A 22,604-nucleotide genomic window follows, 5' to 3' on the forward strand; every position below is an offset into this window, starting at 1 on the left:
GGATTCGTTCCCGGTGTCGGTTTCTCAGCTCTGGTTGAAGAACCCGCCCTCTGCGATGCGGGCCTTGTCCTCCGCCGTGACATCGACGTTAGCAGGCGACAGCAGGAACACCTTCTGCGTCACTCGCTCAATGCTGCCATGGAGACCGAAGACGAGTCCCGCGGCAAAGTCGACAAGTCGCTTTGCGTCGGTGTCGTCCATCTCCGTGAGGTTCATGATCACGGGGGTGCCCTCGCGGAAGTGTTCCCCGATGGTACGGGCCTCGTTATAGGTCCGCGGGTGCAGCGTCGTGATGCGGTAGGGCTCACGCTCGGACACGACCTTGGGCATGATCACAGGTGCGTTCTTCTCCAGATTCGGACGTTCAGGTGTGATGGACGCCACGGGGGCGATTCGCGCCGGACGTCCGGATTCCGCGGGCACCGGCGCGGAATGCGGCACCGGCTCGCGGGGGGCGGGCGGCTGCACCACGCGCACCGGCTCCTCCCGTTCCACCTGATGCGGAGGCTGGTGCCGGCGCCGGTCCCGCTCGGGCTCCGGCTCCATCTCGGGTTCGAAGTCGTCGTCGGGGTCGAATCCCCGGCCGTCGTACCCATCGTCCTCCACGAGGCCGAGGTAGACCGCCATCTTGCGCATCGCGCCGGCCATTCTCTGAGTCCTCCGCTCTGTGGTGGATCGGCTTCGTTCGGCTACGTCACCAAGTACCCGCGATCCACTCGGCCTGTCCGCCTTTCGACGGAAATGACCATATTTTCTACTGTGGTCCGACTTGCTTCGCGACGTTACCCGAGCCGAGGTCGGACTCCGAGCACCGCAGTACCGACGCGCACATGTGTCGCCCCGGCCGCAACAGCCTCTTCAAGGTCCGCACTCATCCCTGCCGACACCATGTTCGCAGCCGGACGGTCCACGCGCAGGCTTGATGAGAATTCCATCAGCCGCTCGAACGCGGCCCGTTGACGCCCTGCGTACGGCCCTGCCAGCGGCGCAACCGTCATCAGCCCGCCGAGCCGCAACCCGGGCGCGTCGTCGACCGCGGCAGCCAACTCCTCGATGCCGTCGGGCGCGACGCCGCCTCGGTGCAACCGCTGCCCCGATTCCGCGTCGAGTGCGACCTGGATAAGACACCCGAGTTCACGCCCGGCGCGCACCGCCGCCGCGGACAGTGCGCCGACGAGCTTCAAGCGGTCGACCGACTGCACGACATCAGCATAAGTCGCAACAGAACGGACTTTGTTGGTCTGCAGCTGACCGACGAAGTGCCATGTGAGATCAAGGTCGGAGCACTCGACGGCCTTCGGCGCCGCCTCCTGGTCCTTGTTCTCTGCGACGTGCCGCACGCCGAGCCCGTGCAGCAGTCGCACATCGCTCGCGGGGTAGGTCTTGGTGACCACGACGAGGGTCACTTCTTCCCGCTTGCGCCCGGCCGCCGCGCAGGCGGAAGCGATACGTTCCTCCACGCGCGCCAGGTTCTCGGCGAGTTCGGTCCTGCGGTCGGTCATGATCCTTCTCTTCCGGAGCTTCCGGAGCTTCCGGAGCTTCCGGGGCTTCCCGTGCTTCCCGGATCTGCCGGGTCGAGCCAGACGTATCCGGCCAGACGCCCGGTCGTGCGGTCCCGGCGGTACGAGTAGTGGTCACCCGACTCCAGTGTGCAGACCGGCGAGGCCTGCCGGTCGCTCACCCCGAGCGCTTCGAGCTGGGCATGGACGCCGGCGGTGACGTCGACGGCCGCGGTGCCCCAGCTGGTCTCGGACCAGGCCGCAGGTTCCGCGGCTGCCACATCGGCGCGCATCGCCTCCGGGACCTCGTAGCAGCGCCCGCAGACGGCCGGCCCCGTACGGGCCGTGATCCGTGCCGGCTCGGCCCCGAGGGCGATCATGGCCTCCACAGCGGCCGGAACCACACCGGCCACCATTCCGGGGCGACCTGCGTGGGCCGCGCCGGCCACCCCCGCGACGGGGTCGGCCAGCAGCACCGGTGTGCAGTCGGCGGTGAGGACCGCGAGCGCCAGTCCGGGCCGGGCCGTCACCACCGCATCCACCGCGGGGATCTCGTCGCCGCCCCAGGGACCGTCGACCACGGCGACGGAACTGCCGTGCACCTGGTTCATCCAGACGACCATCGCGGCGTCCAGCCCCAGGGCCTTCGCGGCGATCTCGCGGTTCGCGCGGACGGCGGCGGGGTCGTCCCCCACCGCGCCGCCGAGATTGAGCTCCTCGTACGGAGCGGCGCTCACCCCGCCCCACCTGTCGGTGAAGGCGAAATGCGCGCCGCTCACTCTGTCGTGCTCCCGTATCACGTCAGGTCACTTCAGGAAGTCCGGGACGTCCAGCTCTTCGGCCTGGCTGTCGTACGGCCGGGCGGGCGGGACCTGCGGCGACGCGTTCCCCACCGGCGAGGGCTCGCTCACCGCGGGGGCGGGCTCGGCCGGGGCCGTGGGCTCCTCGCGCGGCGGCACCGTGCCGAGGCCGCCGAGGGAACGGGGCTCCTGACGGGCCGGGGCCGCCGGCTCCTCGCGCTTGGCGGAGGCGGAGCCGATCACGTTGTCGCGGCGGGTCGGGGGCTGGCCCCCGTCGAAACCGGCCGCGATCACCGTGACCCGCACCTCGTCGCCCAGGGCGTCGTCGATGACGGCGCCGAAGATGATGTTGGCCTCCGGGTGGGCGGCCTCGCTGACCAGCTGGGCGGCCTCGTTGATCTCGAAGAGGCCGAGGTCCGAGCCACCGGAGATCGAGAGCAGCACACCGCGTGCGCCGTCGATCGACGCCTCGAGGAGCGGCGAGGAGATCGCCATCTCGGCGGCGGCCACCGCGCGGTCGTCCCCACGGGCCGAGCCGATGCCCATGAGGGCGGAGCCGGCCTCGGACATGACCGACTTGACGTCGGCGAAGTCGAGGTTGATGAGGCCCGGGGTGGTGATGAGGTCGGTGATGCCCTGGACACCCGACAGCAGGACCTGGTCCGCGGACTTGAACGCGTCGAGCACGCTGACCTGGCGGTCCGAGATGGACAGCAGCCGGTCGTTCGGGATGACGATCAGCGTGTCGACCTCTTCGCGGAGCTCGGCGATGCCGTCCTCCGCCTGGTTGGCCCGGCGGCGGCCCTCGAAGGTGAAGGGCCGGGTGACCACGCCGATGGTCAGGGCGCCGAGCGAGCGCGCGATGTTGGCCACGACCGGCGCGCCGCCGGTACCGGTGCCGCCACCTTCGCCGGCGGTGACGAAGACCATGTCGGCCCCCTTGAGGACCTCCTCGATCTCCTCTCGGTGGTCCTCTGCCGCCTTGCGGCCGACTGCCGGGTTGGCTCCGGCCCCGAGGCCGCGGGTGAGTTCCCGGCCGACGTCGAGCTTGACGTCGGCATCGCTCATCAACAGGGCTTGTGCGTCCGTGTTGATCGCGATGAACTCGACGCCCTTGAGACCGACCTCGATCATTCGGTTGATGGCATTGACACCACCGCCGCCGACACCGATGACCTTGATGACTGCGAGGTAGTTCTGCGGTGCTGCCACGTCGAAGGCCTCTCGCCTCGAGTTACGTGTCGCCGCCTCGCGGTGGTGGCCGCGCTGCGACGACGGATGCCGATGGGACGGTCCGAAACGCCGACCCAAACCCTAACGTTGAAGTTTAGGGTTACCAGTGTCTCTACTTCCTGGACTCTCTCGAACGAGACACTAAGTCGACAAGCGGCGCGCGTTCAACGAACACGCCGAACCTCCCGTTTTTCTTTTCACCCTATGTGATCAGCCGTTGCGCTGACCAACCAGGGTGCTGGCCAGCGCATTTGTACGTCAACTCCCCGATGCGGCAGGGGCGGTGGGGGCACTCACATCGAAGTGCCGGGCACCGGGCTCGGCCTTCATCAGTGCGAGCAGCGCGCGCGCCTTCGCCGCACCACCCTCACTACTGCCCCACGCCACCGTCCGGTTCCGCACCAGCTTCAGACGGATGGCGTCGTACGAGCGCACCTCGACGGACCGGAGTTCCTTGGCGGCCTGCACCGGCAGTTCGGAAGTGACCCGTACGGCCTCGCGTACCAGTCGCTGTTCGTCGAAGCGACGCAGACTCGGCGAACGGTCCGCCGCCAGTTCCAGCATGGGGAGCCCCTTGGGCGCCTTGTCCACCGTGGCGAAACGGACGCCCTTCGCGTCCACTTCGACGAATTTCACGCCTTTTCCGATAAGCAGTACGGGCTCCCGCTCCGTCACGTTCAGAGTGACCCCGTGCGGCCAGGAGCGAACGGCCTGGACGGAATCGACACGGGGCAGCTTCGCACGCAGCCGTGCCTCGATCTCGTCCATATCGACCGAAATCAGCGGCGATCCGATCGGCACGGCTGCGGCCCGCTCGACCTCATGGGGCGTCAGAACCCGTGTACCGGAGGTCCGGACCTGCTCGACACGCAGCCACGAGGAGCCGTAGAGCAGCCAGAGACCCGCCCCGGCGAGCACGATGAGCCCGGAGACGATCAGCAGCACCCTCCGGCCCGGCAGCGGCGCACGGCGCGCGGGGCGCCCTCCACGGGGTCGGCCGGAGCGACCGGCCGACGAGGGACCTTTGGGTCTCCGTGTGCCGCGCTCCGCGGTCGTCGGTCCGGCCATGCTCCGTACCCTGCCCTTTCGCTGCGCCTAACGGCGTGCGGCAATCGCCTCGTACACCATTCCGACAAGCAGATCGTCTGCATCCCGGCGCCCGAACTCGGCGGCGGCACGGGACATCTCGTACAACCGGTGCGGATCGGCGAGCACCGGGAGCACGTTCCCCTGGATCCACTCGGGGGTCAGCTCGGCGTCGTCGACCAGGAGTCCGCCGCCGGACTTCACCACCGGCTGGGCATTGAGCCGCTGTTCACCGTTGCCGATCGGCAGCGGTACATAAGCGGCGGGCAGGCCCACGGCGGACAGTTCGGCAACGGTCATGGCGCCGGCACGGCAGAGCATCATGTCGGCCGCGGCGTACGCGAGATCCATTCGGTCCACATACGGTACCGGGATGTAGGGCGGCATTCCGGGCATGTTGTCGACGCGCGGCACTTCGTTCTTCGGGCCGACCGCGTGGAGGATCTGGATGCCGGAGCGCTGGAGCAGCGGAGCGACCTGGTGGACCACCTCGTTGAGGCGGCGGGCACCCTGCGAGCCGCCGGAGACCAGCAGCGTGGGCAGGTTGGGGTCGAGTCCGAACGCGGCGCGCGCCTCGGGCCGCACCCGGGCCCGGTCCAGGGTGGCGATGGAGCGGCGCAGCGGGATGCCGATGTAGCGGGCGTCGCGCAGCTTGCTGTCGGGGGTGGAGACCGCGACCGCGGCGGCGTACCGCGAACCGATCTTGTTGGCCAGCCCCGGGCGCGCATTGGCCTCGTGAACGACGATCGGCACCCCGCGGCGCTTGGCGGCGAGATAGCCGGGCAGCGCGACATAGCCTCCGAAGCCCACCACGCAGTCGGCCTTGGTGCGCTCCAGGATCTGCTCGGCGGCCTTGATGGTGCCGCGCAGCCGGCCCGGAACCGTGATCAGCTCGGGCGTGGGCTTGCGCGGCAGCGGCACGGCGGGAATGAGGGCCAGGTCATAGCCCCGCTCGGGCACCAACCTGGTCTCCAGTCCGCGCTCCGTGCCGAGGGCTGTGATGCCCACGGTCGGATCCTGCCTGCGCAGGGCGTCCGCGAGGGCGAGCGCGGGCTCGATGTGGCCGGCGGTCCCCCCGCCGGCGAGTACGACATGCACCGAAATTCACCGCTCTCCGGACGGACGTTCCTTGACGCGCCGTCTCATCGTCTTCCATCTGACCCCGGGCCTCCGCATGGCCAGGGCCGCCTTCGCGGCGGGATCCTCTCGCGCGAACGCGATCAGCAGTCCCACCGCGAACATGGTCGGCAGCAGGGCGGAGCCTCCGTAGGAGAACAGCGGGAGGGGGACTCCGGCGATCGGCAGCAGGCCGAGCACCGCACCGATGTTGATCACGGCCTGGGCCGTGATCCAGGTGGTCACACCTCCCGCGGCGTACCTCACGAAGGGATCCTCCGTGCGTCCGGCCACGCGGATACCCGCATAGCCTAGAGCCGCGAAGAGAGTGAGCACCGACAGCGTCCCCGCCAGCCCCAGTTCCTCCCCGGTGATGGCGAAGATGAAGTCGGTGTGCGCTTCAGGTAGTTGGCCCCATTTTTCCACACTTGCACCGATACCGGAACCGAACCAGCCCCCGGAGGCCAGGGCGTAGATCCCGTGCACGGCCTGCCAGCAGTTGTCATCGGGTCCCGGGTCGGTGGCACCGACGCACTGGAACCGGGCCATGCGGTTGGCGCTGGTCCTGATCAGGACGGCGCCGATCACAGCGGCGGCGCCGAGCACCCCGGCGAACAGCCTGGTGGGGGCACCGGCCAGCCAGAGCAGCCCGAAGAGGATCGCGGTGAGGATGATGGCGGTGCCCATGTCACCGCCGAGCATGATCAGACCCAGCAGCATGAACGCCACCGGTACCAGCGGCACGAGCAGGTGCTTCCACTGTGTGAGCAGCCGTTTGTCCTGCTTGCGGGCGAGCAGGTCGGCGCCCCAGAGGATGAGGGCGAGCTTGCCGAACTCACTGGGCTGGAGCTGGAAGGGACCCCCGAGGTAGATCCAGTTCTGGTTGCCGTTGACGGAATGCCCTATCCCCGGCACCTGCACGAGCACCATCAGGAACACGCTGCCGACGAGGAGGGGGTAGGCGAGCGCACGGTGGAGCTTCACCGGCATCCGGGAGGCGACGAGGAGCAGGCCACCGCCGATGACGGCGGCCAGGAACTGCTTCCGGAAGAAGTACGAGGCGGGCAGGGACAGCTCCAGCGCCTTGATCATCGACGCCGAGTAGACCATCACCAGACCGAGCACGGTGATCAGCAGACCGGCGCCGAGGATCACGTAGTACGCGGTGAGCGGGCGGTCCCAGGCCCTTCGTGCCCGCTCGAAGAGCCGCCGGATGCCGCTCCCCAGGGGCGGCCGGGGCGCACCGGTTCCCCGCCCCCCGCCGCGCACAGTGGGCGGGCGCCTCGACGCCGGCCCCGCGGTCCCGCCGCGCAGTGCGAGCCCGGGCATCCCCGGGAGAGCGGGCTCCGGCAGCAGTGCCTGCCTGAGCCCGTCGGCCCGCTCGGCCAGGGCAGCCGCGAACCGCCGGGCGGCGTCCGCGGCACGGCTCATCCGTGGGGCCCGGTCGGCGCAGGCGGCGATGGGGCCCGTGTGCGCCGCGACGGGGACGGCGGAATCCGGTGAGCCGGGGGCAGGCCGGCCGGCGGCCACCGGGGCCCCCGTGCCGGGAGTCGGTCGGGCCCCGGGATCCCCGACGGGGGCGCGAGCCTCCGGCGGGCGGGACGGCGCGGTGGGGTCGGGCGGCATGGGCGTTGTCCCCTCCAGTCGTGGGCGGCTGCGCCGGGGCGCGGCGGCGGGGACCGGGCCTGTCAGGCGCGCTCTGCGGCGAGGGCGCGGACCGCGTCCGCGAACGCCTCGCCCCGCTTGTTGTAGTTGACGAACATGTCCATCGAGGCGCAGGCCGGCGCCAGCAGGACCGTGTCCCCCGGCTGTGCGAGTCCCGCCGCTTCACGGACCGCCGCCGACATCGCCCCAGTGTCGGTCCGGTCGAGGTCCACGACCGGGACCTCGGGCGCGTGTCGCGCGAGGGCTTCGGCGATCAGTGCCCGGTCCGCGCCGATGAGCACCACACCGCGCAGCCGCGGCGCCGATTTCTGCACGAGCTCGTCGAAGGTCGCGCCCTTGGCCAGGCCGCCCGCGATCCAGACGATCGGGTCGTACGCCGCCAACGACGCTTCCGTGGCATGGGTGTTGGTGGCCTTCGAGTCGTCCACGTAGGCGACGCCCCCGACGTCCGCGACATGCTCGATGCGGTGCGCGTCGGGGCGGAAGGCCCGCAGCCCGTCCCGTACCGCGGCGGGCTCGACGCCGAAGGCGCGGGCGAGTGCGGCAGCCGCCAGTGCATTGGCGATGTTGTGCGGGGCCGGCGGGTTGACGTCGGAGACCTGGGCCAGCTCCTGCGCCTGCTTCTGCCGGTTCTCGACGAACGCACGATCCACGAGGATGCCGTCCACCACTCCCAGCTGGGAGGGCCCGGGCGTCCCGAGCGTGAAGCCGATCGCCCGGCACCCCTCCTCGACATCCGCCTCGCGCACCAGGTGCTCGGTCGCGGGGTCGGCGACGTTGTAGACGCAGGCGACCGTATTGCCTTCGTAGACACGCCCCTTGTCGGCGGCGTACGCCTCCATGGAGCCGTGCCAGTCGAGGTGGTCCGGCGCCAGGTTGAGCACGGCGGCGGAGTGGGCGCGGAGCGAGGGCGCCCAGTGCAGCTGGTAGCTGGAGAGCTCGACGGCAAGTACGTCGAGATCACCGTACTTCTCTTCGTCCAGCACCATGTCCAGCAGCGAGACGCCGATGTTGCCGACCGCCGCGGTCCTCAGACCGGCCGCCTCCAGGATCGAGGCGAGCATGCGCACGGTCGTGGTCTTGCCGTTGGTGCCGGTGACCGCGAGCCACGGGGCGGAATCGGGGCGGCGCAGCCGCCACGCGAGTTCGACATCGCCCCAGACCTCCACGCCCGCCTCGGCGGCCGCGGCGAACAGGGGCTTGTCGGGCTTCCAGCCGGGCGCCGTGACGACCAGCTCGGAGCCCTCCGGCAGGGTGGCCCCGTCGCCGAGGCGGACGGCGATGCCCTCCGCCTCCAGCTCGGCGGCCTGGGCACGCGAGCGCTCGTCGTCACCGTCGTTGACGACCGTGACGACGGCGCCGAGGCCGTGCAGGACGCGGGCGGCGGGGATGCCGCTCACGCCCAGCCCGGCGACGGTGACGCGCTTGCCCTGCCAGTCCTGCGTACTCACTTGTCGGCCGCCCAGCCCGCGTAGAAGATTCCCAGACCCACAATGACGCACATGCCCTGAATGATCCAGAAACGGACCACGACCAGGACCTCGGACCAGCCCTTGAGCTCGAAGTGGTGCTGCAGCGGCGCCATCCGGAAGACGCGCTTCCCGGTGAGCCGGAACGAACCGACCTGGATGACCACGGACATCGTGATCAGGACGAACAGACCGCCGAGGAGCGCGAGGAGCAGCTCCGTACGGGAGCAGATCGCCAGACCCGCGAGCGCACCGCCGAGCGCGAGCGAACCCGTGTCACCCATGAAGATCTTGGCCGGAGAGGTGTTCCACCACAGGAAGCCGAAGCAGGCGCCCATCAGCGCGGAGGCGACGACGGCGAGGTCCAGCGGGTCGCGCACCTCGAAGCAGGCGTTGGGATTGGTCAGGGTCATCGCGTTGGCGCAGGACTCCTGGAACTGCCAGAGCCCGATGAAGGTGTACGCGCCGAAGACCATCACGGAGGCGCCGGTGGCCAAGCCGTCCAGGCCGTCGGTGAGGTTCACGCCGTTCGACATCGCGAGGATCATGAACAGGGCCCAGACCACGAACAGCACCGGGCCGATCGTCCAGCCGAAGTCGGTGACGAACGACAGCTTGGTGGACGCGGGGGTCTGGCCCCGGCTGTCCGCGAACTGCAGTGCCAGGACCGCGAAGGCGATACCGACGATGAGCTGTCCGGCCATTTTCGCCTTGGCCCGCAGGCCCAGCGACCGCTGCTTGACGATCTTGATGTAGTCGTCGAGGAAGCCGACCAGGCCCATGCCCGCCATCAGGAAGAGCACCAGCACACCCGAGAACGACGGAGCCCCGCCGGTGATCACCTTGGTGAGGGCGTACGCGATGAGTGTGGCCAGGATGAAGGCGATGCCGCCCATGGTGGGCGTGCCCTTCTTGCTGCCGTGGCTGCGCGGGCCGTCGTCACGGATGAACTGCCCGTATCCCTTGCGGGCCAGCAGTTTGATCAGCAGTGGTGTGCCGATGAGCGTCAGGAAGAGCCCGATGGCTCCAGCGAAGAGGATCTGCCTCATCGGGCGGCACCCTGCCCTTCCGAGGACGCCGTCGTGTTCTCGAGCAGCGCCAGGGCGATCCGCTCGAGCCCGGCCGACCTGGAAGCCTTCACCAGCACGACGTCCCCTGGGCGCAGCTCTCTGCGCAACAAGTCGACAGCCGCCTGCGCGTCGGACACGTGCACCGACTCCTCACCCCACGAACCCTCGTTATATGCGCCCAGTTGCAGCCAGGACGCTTCCCTGCCCCCGACCGCGACGAGCTTGCTGACGTTGAGCCGGACGGCAAGCCGTCCGACCGCGTCGTGCTCGGCGAGCGACTCGTCCCCGAGCTCGGCCATCGGACCGAGCACCGCCCATGTGCGTCCCCCTGCGGCCTGGGCGGCCGCGCCCATCGCCACGAGCGCGCGCAGAGCGGCTCGCATGGACTCGGGGTTCGCGTTGTAGGCGTCGTTGACGATCGTCACGCCGTCCGGACGCTCGGTGACCTCCATACGCCAGCGGGAGAGGGTGCCCGCCTCGGAGAGCGCGGTGGCGATCTCGTCCACGGACATGCCCAGCTCATGGGCGACGGCGGCCGCGGCGAGCGCGTTCGACACGTGGTGCTCACCGTACAGCCGCAAGGTCACGTCGCTGCACCCGGAGGGTGTGAGAAGCCGGAATGCGGGCTGTCCGCTCGGCGTCAGCCGTACATTCTCGGCCCGTACGTCCGCTTCGCCCGCCTCACCGAAGAGAACGACTCGCGCCTTTGTGCGGGATGCCATCGCGCGTACGAGAGGATCGTCGGCGTTGAGAACGGCCACTCCGCCCGCATCGGCCGCGGGCAGGGCCTCGACGAGTTCGCCCTTGGCGACCGCGATCTGCTCACGGCCACCGAACTCGCCGATATGGGCGGTGCCGACGTTCAGCACGAGACCGATACGCGGCGGGGTGAGGCTGGTGAGGTACCGGATGTGGCCGATGCCGCGCGCACCCATCTCGAGGACGAGATGGCGCGTTTCCGCCGTGGCGCGCAGCGCGGTGAGCGGCAGGCCGATCTCGTTGTTGAGGGAGCCGGGTGTCCAGACCGTCGGTGCGTGGCGCTGGAGCAGCTGTGCGATGAGGTCCTTCGTGGAGGTCTTGCCCGCGGAGCCCGTGAGGGCGACGACCTCGGTGCCGAGCCGGTCCACGACGGCCCGCGCCAGCGCGCCCAGCGCAGTCTGGACGTCGTCGACGACGATGGCGGGGACGCCCACGGGCCGGGCGGCCAGCACGGCCGCCGCGCCCGCTTCGACGGCGCGTTCCGCGTAGTCGTGGCCGTCGACCTTCTCACCGGCGAAGGCGACGAAGAGACTGCCGGCCTCGACCTGGCGGGAGTCGATGACGACGGGTCCGGTGACCCGGGTGGCCGGATCCGGTATGTCGTACGACTGCCCGCCGACGATTTCGGTGATCTCGGCGAGGGAGAGGGCGATCACTGCTTCATCCCTCACTGTTCTTGTGGCTGTGTCCGTCCTGCCGGCCCGCTGCGGGCTCCTGGCGCCCGGCGGCGGTGTACCGCGCAGCGACCGCCTTGCGGAGCACCTCGCGGTCGTCGAAGGGACGGACCACTCCGGCGATGTCCTGGCCCTGCTCGTGCCCCTTGCCCGCGACCAGCACGGTGTCGCCCGGCTCGGCCCGCGCGACGGCCGCGGCGATGGCGGCCGCCCTGTCCTCGAAGACCTGGACCTCGCCGCGTTCGTGCGCCGGCACCTCCGCGGCGCCCGCGAGCATGGAGGCGAGGATCGCGAGGGGGTCCTCGGAGCGGGGGTTGTCGGAGGTCAGGACCGCGGTGTCGGCGAGACGGGCGGCCGCGGCGCCCATCGGGCCGCGCTTGGTCCTGTCGCGGTCACCGCCGCAGCCGAGCACGATGTGGAGCCTGCCCTTGGTGACCTTGCGCAGGGAGCGGAGGACCGACTCGACCGCGTCCGTCTTGTGCGCGTAGTCGACGACCGCGAGATACGGCTGGCCCTCGTCGACGCGCTCGAGCCGGCCGGGGACACCGGGAACGGCGGCGACACCGTCCGCCGCGGTCTGCGGGTCGGTCCCCGCGACGGCGAGGGTCACGATGGCGGCGAGCGTGTTGGCGACGTTGAACGGGCCGGGCAGCGGTGCCCGGGCCGTCACCCGCTCGCCCCCGGGGCCCACGGCGGTGAACGTCGAGCCGACTGCACCGAGTTCGACGTTCTCGGCGCGCCAGTCGGCGTCCGGGTGGCCCTCCGCGGAGAACGTGACGACCGGGATCGCCGACTCGGCCGCCAGGCGCTGACCGTACTCGTCGTCGAGGTTGACGACGCCCTGGCGTGCGCGGGCGGGCGTGAACAGCTGGGCCTTGGCCTGGAAGTAGTCCTCCATGCCGGAATGGAACTCCATGTGCTCCGGGCTGAGGTTGTTGAAGACGGCGACGTCGAACACACAGCCGTCGACCCTGCCGAGCACCAGTGCGTGGCTGGAGACCTCCATGGCGACCGCCTCGACGCCCCGCTCGCGCATCACCGCGAACAGCGCCTGCAGATCGGTGGCTTCGGGGGTCGTACGTTCCGACTTGATGCGTTCGTCCCCGATGCGCATCTCGACCGTGCCGATCAGACCGGTGGGGCGGCCCGCGCCGCGCAGCCCGCCCTCGACGAGATAGGCCGTGGTGGTCTTGCCGGAGGTTCCGGTGATGCCGATCTGCAGCAGGCCCTCGCCGGGCCGCCCGTAGATCGTGGCGGCGAGCTCGCCCATGCGTCCGCGCGGGTTCTCGGTGACCAGGACCGGGAGTCCGGTGGCGGCGGCCCGCTCCGCCCCGGTCGGGTCGGTGAGGACCGCGGCCGCGCCGAGTTCCTTGGCCTGGGCGACGTAGTCGGCGCCGTGCAGGCGGGCGCCGGGCAGTGCGGCGTACACATCGCCGGGACGCACGGCCCGCGAGTCGTGGGTGATGCCCGTGACCGCGCCGGAGCCCGGGGGCTCTACCCCCAGCCGGTCGGCCAGCTCAGCGAGATCGATCGGGCGGACCTCGGCCGGACGGGGTGGGGCGGTTCGGTACTGATCAGCATGTGGCACGGCGGTGAGCGTACCGGGCTCACGGGGACCGGTGCTAAATGAGGGGTGGCGCGCGAGCGCCTCGGGGCTCTGATTCCCGGGACCGGGCATGATCGTTGTCACTGACGGTGCCTCCCGGGTCACCGACCCGGCGTGAACGTGACCGGAAGGCGCGCGGGCGCCTTGCCGGTCGGTGCCACCTGCTGGGTCTTGAGCGCGAATTCCATGACCTTCTTGTAGATGGGTCCGCAGATCTGGCCGCCGAAGTAGCTGCCTTTGGTCGGGTTCTGGATGGCGCAGTAGACGGTGATCTGCGGGTCGTCGGCGGGTGCGAATCCCGCGAAGGATGCGGTGTAGCCCTTGTAGCGGCCCAGTTCCGGATCGACCCTGTTGGCCGTTCCGGTCTTTCCGGCGACCCGGTAGCCGGGGATCTGGGCCTTGGTTCCGGTGCCTTCCTCGTCACCCACGACGGACTCGAGCATCGTGGCGAGCGTCCCCGCGGTCTTCGCGCTGACCACACGGGTCTTCTCCGGCGCGGGTGCCGGGGTGAACCGGCCGTCGGGGCCGGTGGTGCCGCGGACCAGTGTGGGCTCGATGCGTACGCCGCCGTTGGCGATCGTCGAGTACACCGACGCGGCCTGCACGGCGTTGACGGACAGACCCTGGCCGAAGGGGATCGTGTACTGCTGCGAAGTGGACCAGTCCTGGGGCTTGGCGAGAATGCCGGCCGACTCCCCGGGGTAGTCCAGCCCCGTCGGGCTGCCGATGCCGAACTTGCGCAGATACGAGTGCAGGACCCGGTTGGCCTTCGCCTGGGTGTCGCCGAGCTGTCCGGTCGCCAGGATGGTGCCGATGTTGCTGGACTTGGCGAGGACGCCGTTGAGGGTCAGATGCCAGGTGGGATGGTCGATGTCGTCGCGGAAGAGCCGGTCGCCCCGGTGCAGCCGGTTGGGCACGGTGACATGGGTGCCGGGGGTCGCGGCCTGCTCCTCCAGTACGGCGGCCATGGACATGACCTTGCTGGTGGAGCCGGGTTCGTAGACGTCCTGCAGGGCGGCGTTGCCCATGGCCGCGGCGTTGGCCTGGGAGATGTCATTGGGGTCGAACCCAGGGGCGTTGGCCATGGCGAGGATCTCGCCGGTCCTGGCGTTCTGGACGACGACATAGCCGCGGTCCGCCTTGGACCTGCTCACCTGTTCGGCGATCGCCTTCTGGGCGGCCCACTGGATGTCGCGGTCGATGGTCAGCTCGATGTCGGAGCCGGGGACGGCGGGCAGCTCACGGGTTCCGGCGGTGGGCACACGGCGGCCGCCGGACTGCGCGTAGGTGATCTCGCCGTCCTCGCCCGCGAGCTCGTGGTCGAGCATGGACTCGAGCCCGCCCGCTCCGCGGCCGTCGGCATTGACGTATCCCAGTATCCCGGCGCCGAGATCGCCGTTCGGGTAGACGCGCCTGCTGCTGGTCTCCCGGAAGACGCCCGCGAGGACGTTGGCGCCGGGGCCGCCCCCGGCCTTGTCCGCCACGGCCTTCTCGGCGAAGACGCTCTTGAGGTCCTTGATCTGGTTCCAGACCTGCGGGGTCTGGCGGCGGGCAAGGACGGTGTAGCGCGACTTGGGGGCCTTGAGCTTGTTCGCGAGCTCCGACGCGTCCTTGCCGAGAATCGGTGCGAGCAGGGCGGCGGCCTGTTCCGGCGCATCCGGCGCCTTGCTCTCCTCTCGGGTGAACATCTTCGGGTCGGCCGTGATGTCGTACGCATCGACGCTGGTGGCGAGGGCAATCCCGGAGCGGTCGGTGATCTCGCCCCGCTCGGCGGCCAGTTTGTGGCTCATGTACCGGTTCTTGCCGGCCATGGCGGCGTACGTACTTGCGTCGACGGCCTGCACCTGGAGGAGTCGTACGACGAACACCAGCATGATCAGGGTGAGGGCCAGGCTGACGAGCCGCAGCCGGGGGCGGGGACTGCCGAGGCGGATCCGGCGGGATGCGGCGGCGGGCCTGCGCCGTGCTGCCGGATGGGGGCGCCGCGCGGGGCCGGCCGGTCGGGCGGGGCCGGGGACCCGGCGGCGCGGAGTTTCCTTGGGAGGCACTGCGTCACCTGCCGGGGGTCGTGGGGGGCTGCTTCGGCGGCACAGGCGTGGCGGGGGTCGCGGGCCGGGCAGGGGCGGCGGTCGGGCCGGGGGCGGGCGGTGGCGGGTCGGGCGGCGCGACGGCTTTCTCCGGGACTCCCCTGACCTTCCCGTCCGGGCCGAGGAAGGCGGGGTTGCCACCTCGCACCATGCCGAGCTCTCGGGCTCGCCGCTCCAGTGCGTCGGGCGCGGAGCGGCCGTCCACGTCCCGCTGGAGCGCCTGCTCCTCGTCGGTGAGTTCGGTGGTCCTCTTCCTGAGCTCACCGAGCTCGAAGGAACCTTCGTTGAGGGCCGAGTTGAGCAGGAGCAGGATGATCAGGCCGCCGCCCAGGAACACGACGACGAGCAGGACGAAAGGGGTGCGGGCGGCGGATCTGGGCCCGGACGGCATCAGCCGCACGAGCCGCGCTGCGCGTCCCTTGAGCTGTCCTGCGGCCTCTTTCACCACACGCCCTCCCTCACCGGGCTGCCTGCACTGCCCCGGCGGTCGTCACGGACGCCGTCGCAGCCGCAGCGCTCACTGCACGTCCTCACGGATCCGCTCTGCGCCCCGCAGCCGTGCGGGTGCCGCTCGCCGGTTCTCGGCGACCTCCTCCTCCGTGGGGAGCTCCGCCCCCCGTGTCAGCAGCTTGAGCCGTGGCTGGTAGCGCTCGGGGACGACCGGCAGACCGGGCGGTGCGGTGGTGGCCGCCCCCGCCGCGAAGACCTGCTTGACCAGACGGTCCTCGAGCGAGTGGTACGACAGGACGGCGATCCGGCCGCCGACCGCGAGCGCCTTCACCGCGGCCGGGACGGCCCGCTCCAGGACCGTCAGCTCGCCGTTGACCTCGATGCGCAGGGCCTGGAAGGTGCGCTTGGCGGGGTTGCCGCCGGTGCGCTTCGCGGCCTGGGGCAGGGCGTCGCGGATGAGTTCGACGAGCCGGGCACTGTTGGTGAAGGGCTGCTTCTCGCGCTCGCGCACGATCGCCGCCACGATCCGTTTGGCCTGCTTCTCCTCGCCGTAGGCCCGCAGGATGCGCACCAGCTCACCGGCGGGGTAGGTGTTGAGGACCTCCGCGGCACCGAGCCCCGTCGTCTGGTCCATGCGCATGTCCAGCGGGGCGTCCTGGGCGTAGGCGAAGCCGCGGTCGGCCTCGTCGAGCTGCATGGAGGAGACACCGAGGTCGAAGAGGACGCCCTGGACACTGCCGATCCCGAGCCGGGCCAGTACATCCGGCAGCTCGTCGTACACGGCGTGCACCAGCGTGGCGCGGTCGCCGAACGGAGCAAGGCGCTCACCGGACAGCCGCAGCGCCTCCTTGTCCCGGTCGAGCGCGACCAGCCGGGTGTCGGGGAACCGGGTGAGCAGCGCCTCGCTGTGCCCGCCCAGCCCCAGGGTGCAGTCGACCACGACGGGCTTCCGGTCGCCGGCCAGGGCTGCGTCGTCCGGCCGCTCCAGGGCGGGTGCCAGCAGGTCCAGGCACCGCTGGAGCATCACCGGGACGTGTCGCTGGCTCAATGCGCCCTCTCAGGTTCCGACGCGCGCGGGGGCCGGGGCGTACGTATGCCGCTGCCGCACACGCGGGGAAAATCATGGAAATGTGCAGGAAGTGTCTGTGAACTCGGCGTCACTCTAGTCCACTGGTCCGGCCGGTCAATCAACCGGCTGGCGCGTCGCAGAGGCCATCCGGCGCCGTGTGCGCAATCGGGATGCTTCACCCATACGGACCGCGCCGGCTCCCGCCTGTGGGTTACCTCACAACAAGGCTCATTGACGGTCTTTGTCCACTCTCACAGCGAGCCCACACACCCTGTGGCCATTACCGTCATAGGCATGTCGACCTCTGCGCATCTGCCCGCCGACGCGGCCATCGGCCGCGGCTCGGTCACCGACCGTCTCGTCGAAGCCAACGAGCGTTATGCCGCCGGATTCACCGACCCGGGCATGGACGCCCGGCCGGTACTGAAGGTCGCCGTGGTGGCATGCATGGACGCCCGGATCGACCTGCACGCGGCCCTCGGCCTGAAGCTGGGCGACTGCCACACCATCCGCAACGCCGGCGGCGTGGTCACGGACGACGTGATCCGCTCGCTCACGATCAGCCAGCGGGCGCTCGGCACCCGCAGCGTGATACTCATCCACCACACCACCTGCGGTCTGGAGAGTCTGACCGAGGATTTCCGGCACGAGCTGGAGGACGAGGTGGGGCAGCGGCCGTCCTGGGCGGTTGAGGCGTTCCGCGATGTCGACCAGGATGTGCGACAGTCCATGCAGCGGGTACGGACCTCGCCGTTCCTTCCGCACACGGACGATGTCCGTGGTTTCGTCTTCGATGTCACCAGCGGTCTGCTGCGGGAGATCGACCCCGCTCGGTGACCGGCAAAACATGGCAACCAGAGACATAGGGCGCCCAGTTGTCCACAGGCGAGTGACACGAAGCGGTAACGGCAACAAGAATGCGGGTGTGACATCTCTGCGGCACGGACCGCAGCGGTGTCCGTGTTTCGGGGTGGGCCGTGCCGCACACAGCGCATCGGCCCATGGAAAGGGCCGAGGAGGGCCGGGTGACGACCTATGACGATCGAGCGAGCCTCACAGATCTGACCACCACAGCGGAGCGGGTCCGCAGGTCGGTCGAGGGTGTGATCGAGGGCAAGCCTGAGGTCGTACGGCTTTCGCTGACCGTGCTGCTCGCCGAGGGACATCTGCTCATCGAGGATGTGCCGGGAGTGGGCAAGACGATGCTGGCGAAGGCGCTGGCGCGGTCCATCGACTGCTCGGTGCGGCGTATCCAGTTCACGCCCGACCTGCTGCCGTCGGACATCACGGGCGTGTCGATCTACGACCAGCAGCGGCGGGACTTCGAGTTCAAGCCGGGCGCGATCTTCGCCCAGATCGTGATCGGCGACGAGATCAACCGCGCCTCGCCGAAGACCCAGTCGGCGCTGCTGGAGTCCATGGAGGAGCGACAGGTCACCATCGACGGGCAGACGTACGAACTGCCCAGCCCCTTCATGGTGGTGGCCACACAGAACCCGGTGGAGATGGAGGGCACGTATCCGCTGCCCGAAGCCCAGCGGGACCGCTTCATGGCAAGGGTCTCGATGGGGTATCCGACGCCCGAGGCCGAGTTCCAGATGCTCGATGTGCACGGCTCGGCGTCACCGCTCGACGATCTCCAGCCCGCGGCCCACGCCCATGACATCGTGAAGCTGATCGACGCGGTCCGTACGGTCCATGTCGCCGACTCGGTGCGGCGGTACGCCGTGGAGCTGGTCGCCGCGACCCGTAGCCACCCGGACCTGAGACTCGGTGCCTCGCCGCGTGCCACGATCCATCTGCTCCGCGCCGCGAAGGCCTCGTCGGCGCTGTCCGGCCGGGACTACGTGCTGCCGGACGATGTGCAGTCGCTCGCCGTGCCCGTGCTCGCCCACCGTCTGCTGCCGACCGCACAGGCCCAGCTCAACCGCCGCACCGCCGAGCAGGTCGTGCTGGAGATCCTGCAGCGCATACCGGTGCCCACCTCGGGCAATGACAGCGGGTACGGCGACACCCCGCTCTACGGCCAGCAGCGGCCCGGCGTCCGGCGGCTGTGATGGCAGCCGGGAGCCCTGCCGCCGGCGATGACGAGAAAGGCGGTCTGCGGGCGGCTCTCGGCGGGCTGACCACGCGCGGCCGCTCCTTCCTGGCGGCCGGCGTGGCCGCGGCGGTGTGCGCGTATGTACTGGGGCAGGCCGACCTGCTCCGCGTCGGGATTCTGCTCGCCGTGCTGCCCCTGATCTGTGCGACGGTGCTGTACCGCACGCGCTACCGCGTCGCCGGCAGCCGACGGCTGTCGCCGTCGCGCGTGCCATCCGGGTCCGAGGCACGGGTGCATCTGCGGATCGACAACGTCTCGCGGATGCCCACGGGCCTGCTGATGCTCCAGGACCATGTGCCGTACGTGCTGGGGCCGCGGCCCCGGTTCGTACTGGACCGGGTGGAGCCCGGGGGCCGCCGCGAGGTGTCCTACCGGGTCCGCTCGGACCTGCGCGGACGCTATCCGCTCGGCCCGCTGCAGCTGCGGCTGAGCGACCCCTTCGGGATGTGCGAGCTGACCCGCTCCTTCAGCGCGTACGACACACTCACCGTCATCCCGCGGACCGAACCACTGCCGCCGGTCCGCCTGGGAGGCGAGGCCTCGGGTCACGGCGACGGGCGGCAGCGTTCGCTGGCACTGGCGGGCGACGACGACATCATTCCGCGCACCTACCGGCACGGCGACGACCTGCGCCGGGTGCACTGGCGCTCCACCGCACGCTACGGCGAGCTGATGGTGCGGCGCGAGGAGCAGCCTCAGCGGGCCAGGTGCACGGTGCTGCTGGACACCCGCCGCGTCGCGTACGAGGGGGCGGGCCCCGACTCGGCCTTCGAGTGGGCGGTGTCGGCGGCGGCGTCCGTCCTGGTCCACATGCTGGAGCGGGGCTTCGCGGTGCGGCTCCTGACGGACACGGGCAATTCGGTGCCGGGTACGGACGGTCTCGCCGCGTCCACCCATGAGTCCGCCGACTCGGCCGGGCTGATGCTCGACACCCTCGCGGTCGTGGACCACTCGGACGGCGCCGGTCTGTCCCGCGCCTACGACGTGCTCCGGGGCGGGAACGAGGGGCTTCTGATCGCCTTCATCGGCGATCTCGACGAGGAGCAGGCCGCGGTTGCGGCCCGGATGCGCCAACGCAGCGGCGGAGCGGTCGCCTTCGTCCTGGACAGCGGCACCTGGCTGACGAGCGGTGCGGTGCCGGGTGCGGTCGACGCCCGGCTGCGCGGGCTGCGCGAGGCCGGTTGGACGGCGGTGCCCGTGTCGCCCGGCACGGGCCTGCCCGAGCTGTGGCGGCAAGTGGCCGGCGAGCGCAGCGAGGCGGCTGCCACGGGCACGACGAACGGCTTTCCGGGGGGATGGTCATGAGCGGTCGCGGAAGGCTCGCCCTGTGCGCCTTCGCCGCCACGCTGATGGCGGCGAGCGCACTGCTGCCGCTGGTCCATCCGGCCACATGGATCATGCAGGCGGCCTTCGTGGTCGCGGTGCAGACCGGGGTCGGGGTGCTGGCCCGCCGGGTGCCGCTGGCCAGGCCGCTGACGGTGGCCGCGCAGGCCGTCGTCGCACTGCTGATGCTCACGCTGCTCTTCGCCAGGCAGGAGGCCCTGATCGGCCTGCTGCCCGGGCCCGACGCGTTCATGCACTTCGGCGAACTGCTGTCCGAAGGCGCCGAGGACGTCGGGCGCTACGCGACGCCGGCGCCCGGCACCGACGGGATCCGTCTGATGCTGGTCGGCGGAGTACTGCTGATCGGACTGGCGGTGGATGCGCTCGCGGTCACGTTCCGCAGCGCCGCCCCCGCGGGTCTGCCGCTGCTCGCGCTGTACTCGGTGGCAGCAGCGCTCTCCGACGGCGGTGCGGCCTGGCTCTGGTTCCTGCTGGCGGCGACGGGCTATCTGCTGCTCCTGCTGGCGGAGGGCCGGGACAGGCTCTCGCAGTGGGGCCGGGTGTTCGGCGCCGCGCCGAGGACAGCCGGCGGCGGCACGGGCGGGTTCGCGACGGGCGGCGGCGCGCCGCAGGCGCCGGTGCGTGCCGGCCGGCGGATCGGAGTGCTCGCCCTCGGTATGGCGCTGGCCCTCCCGGCGGTACTCCCGGCGCTGGGCGGTGGACTGCTGGGCGGCGGGGGCAACGGGCCGGGCAAGGGCCCGGGCGGCGGCGGCACGATCGACGCCGTGAATCCGGTGGTGACCCTGCAGGACACCCTCAACCAGCCGGAACAGCGCGAGTGGCTGAAGTACAAGACCAACGCGGACAGCACCGGCGACATGTATCTGCGGATCATGGCGCTCGACCAGTTCGACGGAGGCTCGTGGAAGTTCTCCGTGCGCCCGGTCACGGACATCCCCGATGAGCTGCCGCGGCCCGACGGGCTCGGCGACGGCATCGGCACGTCCGAGATCAGGACGAACATCTCGGCCGCCGGTTCGTACCGGCAGGGCTGGCTCCCGATGCCGTATCCCGCGACGAAGCTGAGCATCGCCGGGAAGTGGCGGTTCGACCCGGCCAGGCGGACCGTCATCGGCGACGGCGGTCAGACCACGAGCGGTGTGCAGTACTCGGTCACCAGTCTCCGCGTGAACCCGACCCGTGAGCAGCTCGCGAGGGCGCCGAAGGCCCCGGCGTCGCTGCTGCGCGAGTACACCCCGGTGCCCGACTCACTGCCCGCCGATGTGCGGACCACGGCGGCCCGGGTGACGAAGGGCGCAGCGAACGACTACGAGCGGGCGGTCAAGCTCCAGGACTGGTTCGCCGTGAACGGCGGCTTCACCTACAGCACGCAGGTGCAGTCGGGCGGGGGTGTGGAGGGCATTTCCAGGTTCCTGAAGGACAAGAAGGGCTTCTGCGTCCACTTCTCGTTCTCGATGGCGGCGATGGCCCGGACGCTGGGCATACCGGCGCGGGTCGCCGTGGGCTTCACCCCGGGCACGACAGTGGCGGGCGGGGCGATGTCGGTGAGCAACCGCGATGCCCACGCCTGGCCTGAGCTGTACTTCGAAGGAGCCGGGTGGACCCGGTTCGAGCCCACGCCGACCCGGGGCAGCGCTCCCGACTACACCCGGGAGCAGGCGCCGTCCGGCGCACCGACCGCTCCGGAGCAGCCCGAGGAGACCGGCCCTGCCGAGGCGTCGGCCGCACCGTCGAGCGCATCGTCGTGCTCACCGGGGGACCAGCGGCTCGGGGAGTGCGGGGCTGCGGCTCCGCAGGACGTGCAGCCGCCGGCGGACCGGGGGCCTTCCGTCCGGGCGATTCTGCTGTGGACCGTCGTAGGAGTGGCCGTGGTGCTCGTACCGCTGCTTCCGATGCTCTGGCGGCTGTGGGTACGCAGGGGACGGCTCGGCTCGGACCGGCATGTCAGGAATCCGGGGAGGCGGGGGAAGACCGCCGGCCGGGACCCGGCCGGCCCCGACGGCCTGCCCGCGGCCGACGGTGCCATGCCGTCGCCGGGTACCGACGAGGCCCTGGAGCGCCTCTCCGCGCGGACCCTGGCCGCCTGGCGGGAGATCTCCGATTCGGCGTGGGATCACGGCGTCCCGCCCGACGATTCGCAGACGCCGCGCAAGGCCGCGGCCCGGATCGTGCGGCTCGGACGGCTCGACGGTGCTCCGGCCGACTCGGTGCACCGGGTGGCCCAAGCAGTGGAGCAGGTGCTGTACGCGCCCGCGCCGCGGCTCGGGGCGGGGTTCGCCGATGACGTGGACCGGGTCCGCGCGGGCCTGTCCGCGAATGCGACCCGGAGCACACGGCTGCGCGCGCTGCTGCTGCCGCGCTCTTCGGTACGGGTCGTATGGGTCCTCTCGGAGCGCTGGAACGCGACCATGGACCGCTGGGTTGCCGCCCGGGAGCGGGCTTTGGCCGGGGTGACGGGGCAGCTGCGCAGGCTCTCGCGCCAGCGCGGTTAGCGCGTGTGCTGGTGGAGGGCGCCGCGGGGCGTCCTCCACCAGCACACCCTCTCCACCAGCGTGGTGTGCAGCATGGTCACGGTG

18 protein-coding genes are annotated in these 22,604 nt (G+C 70.8%); 4 read left to right on the forward strand and 14 right to left on the reverse strand.

The features are described 5' to 3' along the window. Nucleotides 1-24: 24 nt before the first annotated feature. The 14 genes from AC068D_RS15030 to rsmH form a co-directional block, all read right to left on the reverse strand. On the reverse strand, nucleotides 25-648 hold the full coding sequence (locus tag AC068D_RS15030; protein WP_478823440.1) for a cell division protein SepF: 624 nt from the start codon (nucleotides 646-648) through the stop codon (nucleotides 25-27). A 134-nt stretch (nucleotides 649-782) separates the two neighbouring features. Further along, nucleotides 783-1,502 carry a YggS family pyridoxal phosphate-dependent enzyme gene (locus AC068D_RS15035; protein ID WP_478823441.1) on the reverse strand — a complete coding sequence of 240 codons (720 nt, stop codon included), beginning with the start codon at nucleotides 1,500-1,502 and terminating at the stop codon, nucleotides 783-785. Continuing rightward, nucleotides 1,499-2,278: a peptidoglycan editing factor PgeF gene (gene pgeF, locus AC068D_RS15040; protein WP_478823442.1), complete on the reverse strand. Its 780-nt coding sequence runs from the start codon at nucleotides 2,276-2,278 to the stop codon at nucleotides 1,499-1,501. Before pgeF ends, AC068D_RS15035 begins: the two co-directional genes overlap by 4 nt. A 27-nt stretch (nucleotides 2,279-2,305) precedes the next feature. Next, nucleotides 2,306-3,511 carry a cell division protein FtsZ gene (gene ftsZ, locus AC068D_RS15045; protein ID WP_478823443.1) on the reverse strand — a complete coding sequence of 402 codons (1,206 nt, stop codon included), beginning with the start codon at nucleotides 3,509-3,511 and terminating at the stop codon, nucleotides 2,306-2,308. A 279-nt stretch (nucleotides 3,512-3,790) separates the two neighbouring features. Then, a complete protein-coding gene (locus AC068D_RS15050) occupies nucleotides 3,791-4,600 on the reverse strand; it encodes a cell division protein FtsQ/DivIB (protein ID WP_478823444.1) in 810 nt (269 codons plus the stop codon). A 27-nt stretch (nucleotides 4,601-4,627) separates the two neighbouring features. Continuing rightward, nucleotides 4,628-5,716 carry an undecaprenyldiphospho-muramoylpentapeptide beta-N-acetylglucosaminyltransferase gene (gene murG / locus AC068D_RS15055; protein WP_478823445.1) on the reverse strand — a complete coding sequence of 363 codons (1,089 nt, stop codon included), beginning with the start codon at nucleotides 5,714-5,716 and terminating at the stop codon, nucleotides 4,628-4,630. Nucleotides 5,717-5,722: 6 nt separating this feature from the next. Next, complete coding sequence (gene ftsW, locus AC068D_RS15060) at nucleotides 5,723-7,063, reverse strand: putative lipid II flippase FtsW (RefSeq protein ID WP_478823594.1); 1,341 nt, start codon at nucleotides 7,061-7,063, stop codon at nucleotides 5,723-5,725. Between the two features lie 359 nt (nucleotides 7,064-7,422). After that, a complete protein-coding gene (gene murD / locus AC068D_RS15065) occupies nucleotides 7,423-8,850 on the reverse strand; it encodes a UDP-N-acetylmuramoyl-L-alanine--D-glutamate ligase (RefSeq protein WP_478823446.1) in 1,428 nt (475 codons plus the stop codon). Beyond that, nucleotides 8,847-9,917, reverse strand: a complete 1,071-nt coding sequence (mraY, locus tag AC068D_RS15070) for a phospho-N-acetylmuramoyl-pentapeptide-transferase (protein WP_478823447.1) — start codon at nucleotides 9,915-9,917, stop codon at nucleotides 8,847-8,849. Before mraY ends, murD begins: the two co-directional genes overlap by 4 nt. Continuing rightward, nucleotides 9,914-11,353 (reverse strand): UDP-N-acetylmuramoyl-tripeptide--D-alanyl-D-alanine ligase, encoded by a 1,440-nt coding sequence (locus tag AC068D_RS15075; RefSeq protein WP_478823448.1) that lies wholly within the window; start codon nucleotides 11,351-11,353, stop codon nucleotides 9,914-9,916. The genes mraY and AC068D_RS15075 overlap by 4 nt, the downstream gene beginning before the upstream one ends. A gap of 4 nt (nucleotides 11,354-11,357) precedes the next feature. Further along, on the reverse strand, nucleotides 11,358-13,061 hold the full coding sequence (locus AC068D_RS15080) for a UDP-N-acetylmuramoyl-L-alanyl-D-glutamate--2,6-diaminopimelate ligase (RefSeq protein ID WP_478823449.1): 1,704 nt from the start codon (nucleotides 13,059-13,061) through the stop codon (nucleotides 11,358-11,360). Nucleotides 13,062-13,078: 17 nt separating this feature from the next. After that, nucleotides 13,079-15,025 (reverse strand): peptidoglycan D,D-transpeptidase FtsI family protein, encoded by a 1,947-nt coding sequence (locus AC068D_RS15085; protein ID WP_478823450.1) that lies wholly within the window; start codon nucleotides 15,023-15,025, stop codon nucleotides 13,079-13,081. Between the two features lie 4 nt (nucleotides 15,026-15,029). Next, nucleotides 15,030-15,509, reverse strand: coding sequence for a cell division protein FtsL (gene ftsL, locus AC068D_RS15090; RefSeq protein WP_478823451.1), 480 nt, complete (start codon nucleotides 15,507-15,509; stop codon nucleotides 15,030-15,032). Between the two features lie 72 nt (nucleotides 15,510-15,581). Continuing rightward, nucleotides 15,582-16,562, reverse strand: a complete 981-nt coding sequence (gene rsmH / locus AC068D_RS15095) for a 16S rRNA (cytosine(1402)-N(4))-methyltransferase RsmH (RefSeq protein ID WP_478823452.1) — start codon at nucleotides 16,560-16,562, stop codon at nucleotides 15,582-15,584. Between the two features lie 315 nt (nucleotides 16,563-16,877). Here rsmH and AC068D_RS15100 point away from each other — a divergent pair, with 315 nt between their 5' ends. From AC068D_RS15100 to AC068D_RS15115, 4 genes are all read left to right on the forward strand, one after another. Further along, the gene (locus AC068D_RS15100) at nucleotides 16,878-17,420 is read left to right on the forward strand and encodes a beta-class carbonic anhydrase (RefSeq protein WP_478823453.1); all 543 of its coding nucleotides are present in this window, start codon (nucleotides 16,878-16,880) and stop codon (nucleotides 17,418-17,420) included. A gap of 188 nt (nucleotides 17,421-17,608) precedes the next feature. Continuing rightward, nucleotides 17,609-18,640, forward strand: coding sequence for an AAA family ATPase (locus AC068D_RS15105; protein WP_478823454.1), 1,032 nt, complete (start codon nucleotides 17,609-17,611; stop codon nucleotides 18,638-18,640). Next, nucleotides 18,640-19,989: a DUF58 domain-containing protein gene (locus AC068D_RS15110; protein WP_478823455.1), complete on the forward strand. Its 1,350-nt coding sequence runs from the start codon at nucleotides 18,640-18,642 to the stop codon at nucleotides 19,987-19,989. Before AC068D_RS15105 ends, AC068D_RS15110 begins: the two co-directional genes overlap by 1 nt. After that, nucleotides 19,986-22,520, forward strand: a complete 2,535-nt coding sequence (locus AC068D_RS15115; protein WP_478823456.1) for a transglutaminase TgpA family protein — start codon at nucleotides 19,986-19,988, stop codon at nucleotides 22,518-22,520. The genes AC068D_RS15110 and AC068D_RS15115 overlap by 4 nt, the downstream gene beginning before the upstream one ends. The last annotated feature ends 84 nt before the right edge of the window (nucleotides 22,521-22,604 follow it).

The organism is Streptomyces sp. NPDC043861 (assembly GCF_056435905.1).

What these genes read in the sequence shown, in the direction of transcription:
- AC068D_RS15030 (WP_478823440.1), bottom strand. Translation starts at nt 648, where the DNA reads ATGGCCGGCGCGATGCGCAAGATGGCGGTCTACCTCGGCCTCGTGGAG.
- AC068D_RS15035 (WP_478823441.1), bottom strand. Translation starts at nt 1,502, where the DNA reads ATGACCGACCGCAGGACCGAACTCGCCGAGAACCTGGCGCGCGTGGAG.
- AC068D_RS15050 (WP_478823444.1), bottom strand. Translation starts at nt 4,600, where the DNA reads ATGGCCGGACCGACGACCGCGGAGCGCGGCACACGGAGACCCAAAGGT.
- ftsW (WP_478823594.1), bottom strand. Translation starts at nt 7,063, where the DNA reads ATGCCCGGGCTCGCACTGCGCGGCGGGACCGCGGGGCCGGCGTCGAGG.
- mraY (WP_478823447.1), bottom strand. Translation starts at nt 9,917, where the DNA reads ATGAGGCAGATCCTCTTCGCTGGAGCCATCGGGCTCTTCCTGACGCTC.
- AC068D_RS15100 (WP_478823453.1), top strand. Translation starts at nt 16,878, where the DNA reads ATGTCGACCTCTGCGCATCTGCCCGCCGACGCGGCCATCGGCCGCGGC.
- AC068D_RS15110 (WP_478823455.1), top strand. Translation starts at nt 18,640, where the DNA reads ATGGCAGCCGGGAGCCCTGCCGCCGGCGATGACGAGAAAGGCGGTCTG.
- AC068D_RS15115 (WP_478823456.1), top strand. Translation starts at nt 19,986, where the DNA reads ATGAGCGGTCGCGGAAGGCTCGCCCTGTGCGCCTTCGCCGCCACGCTG.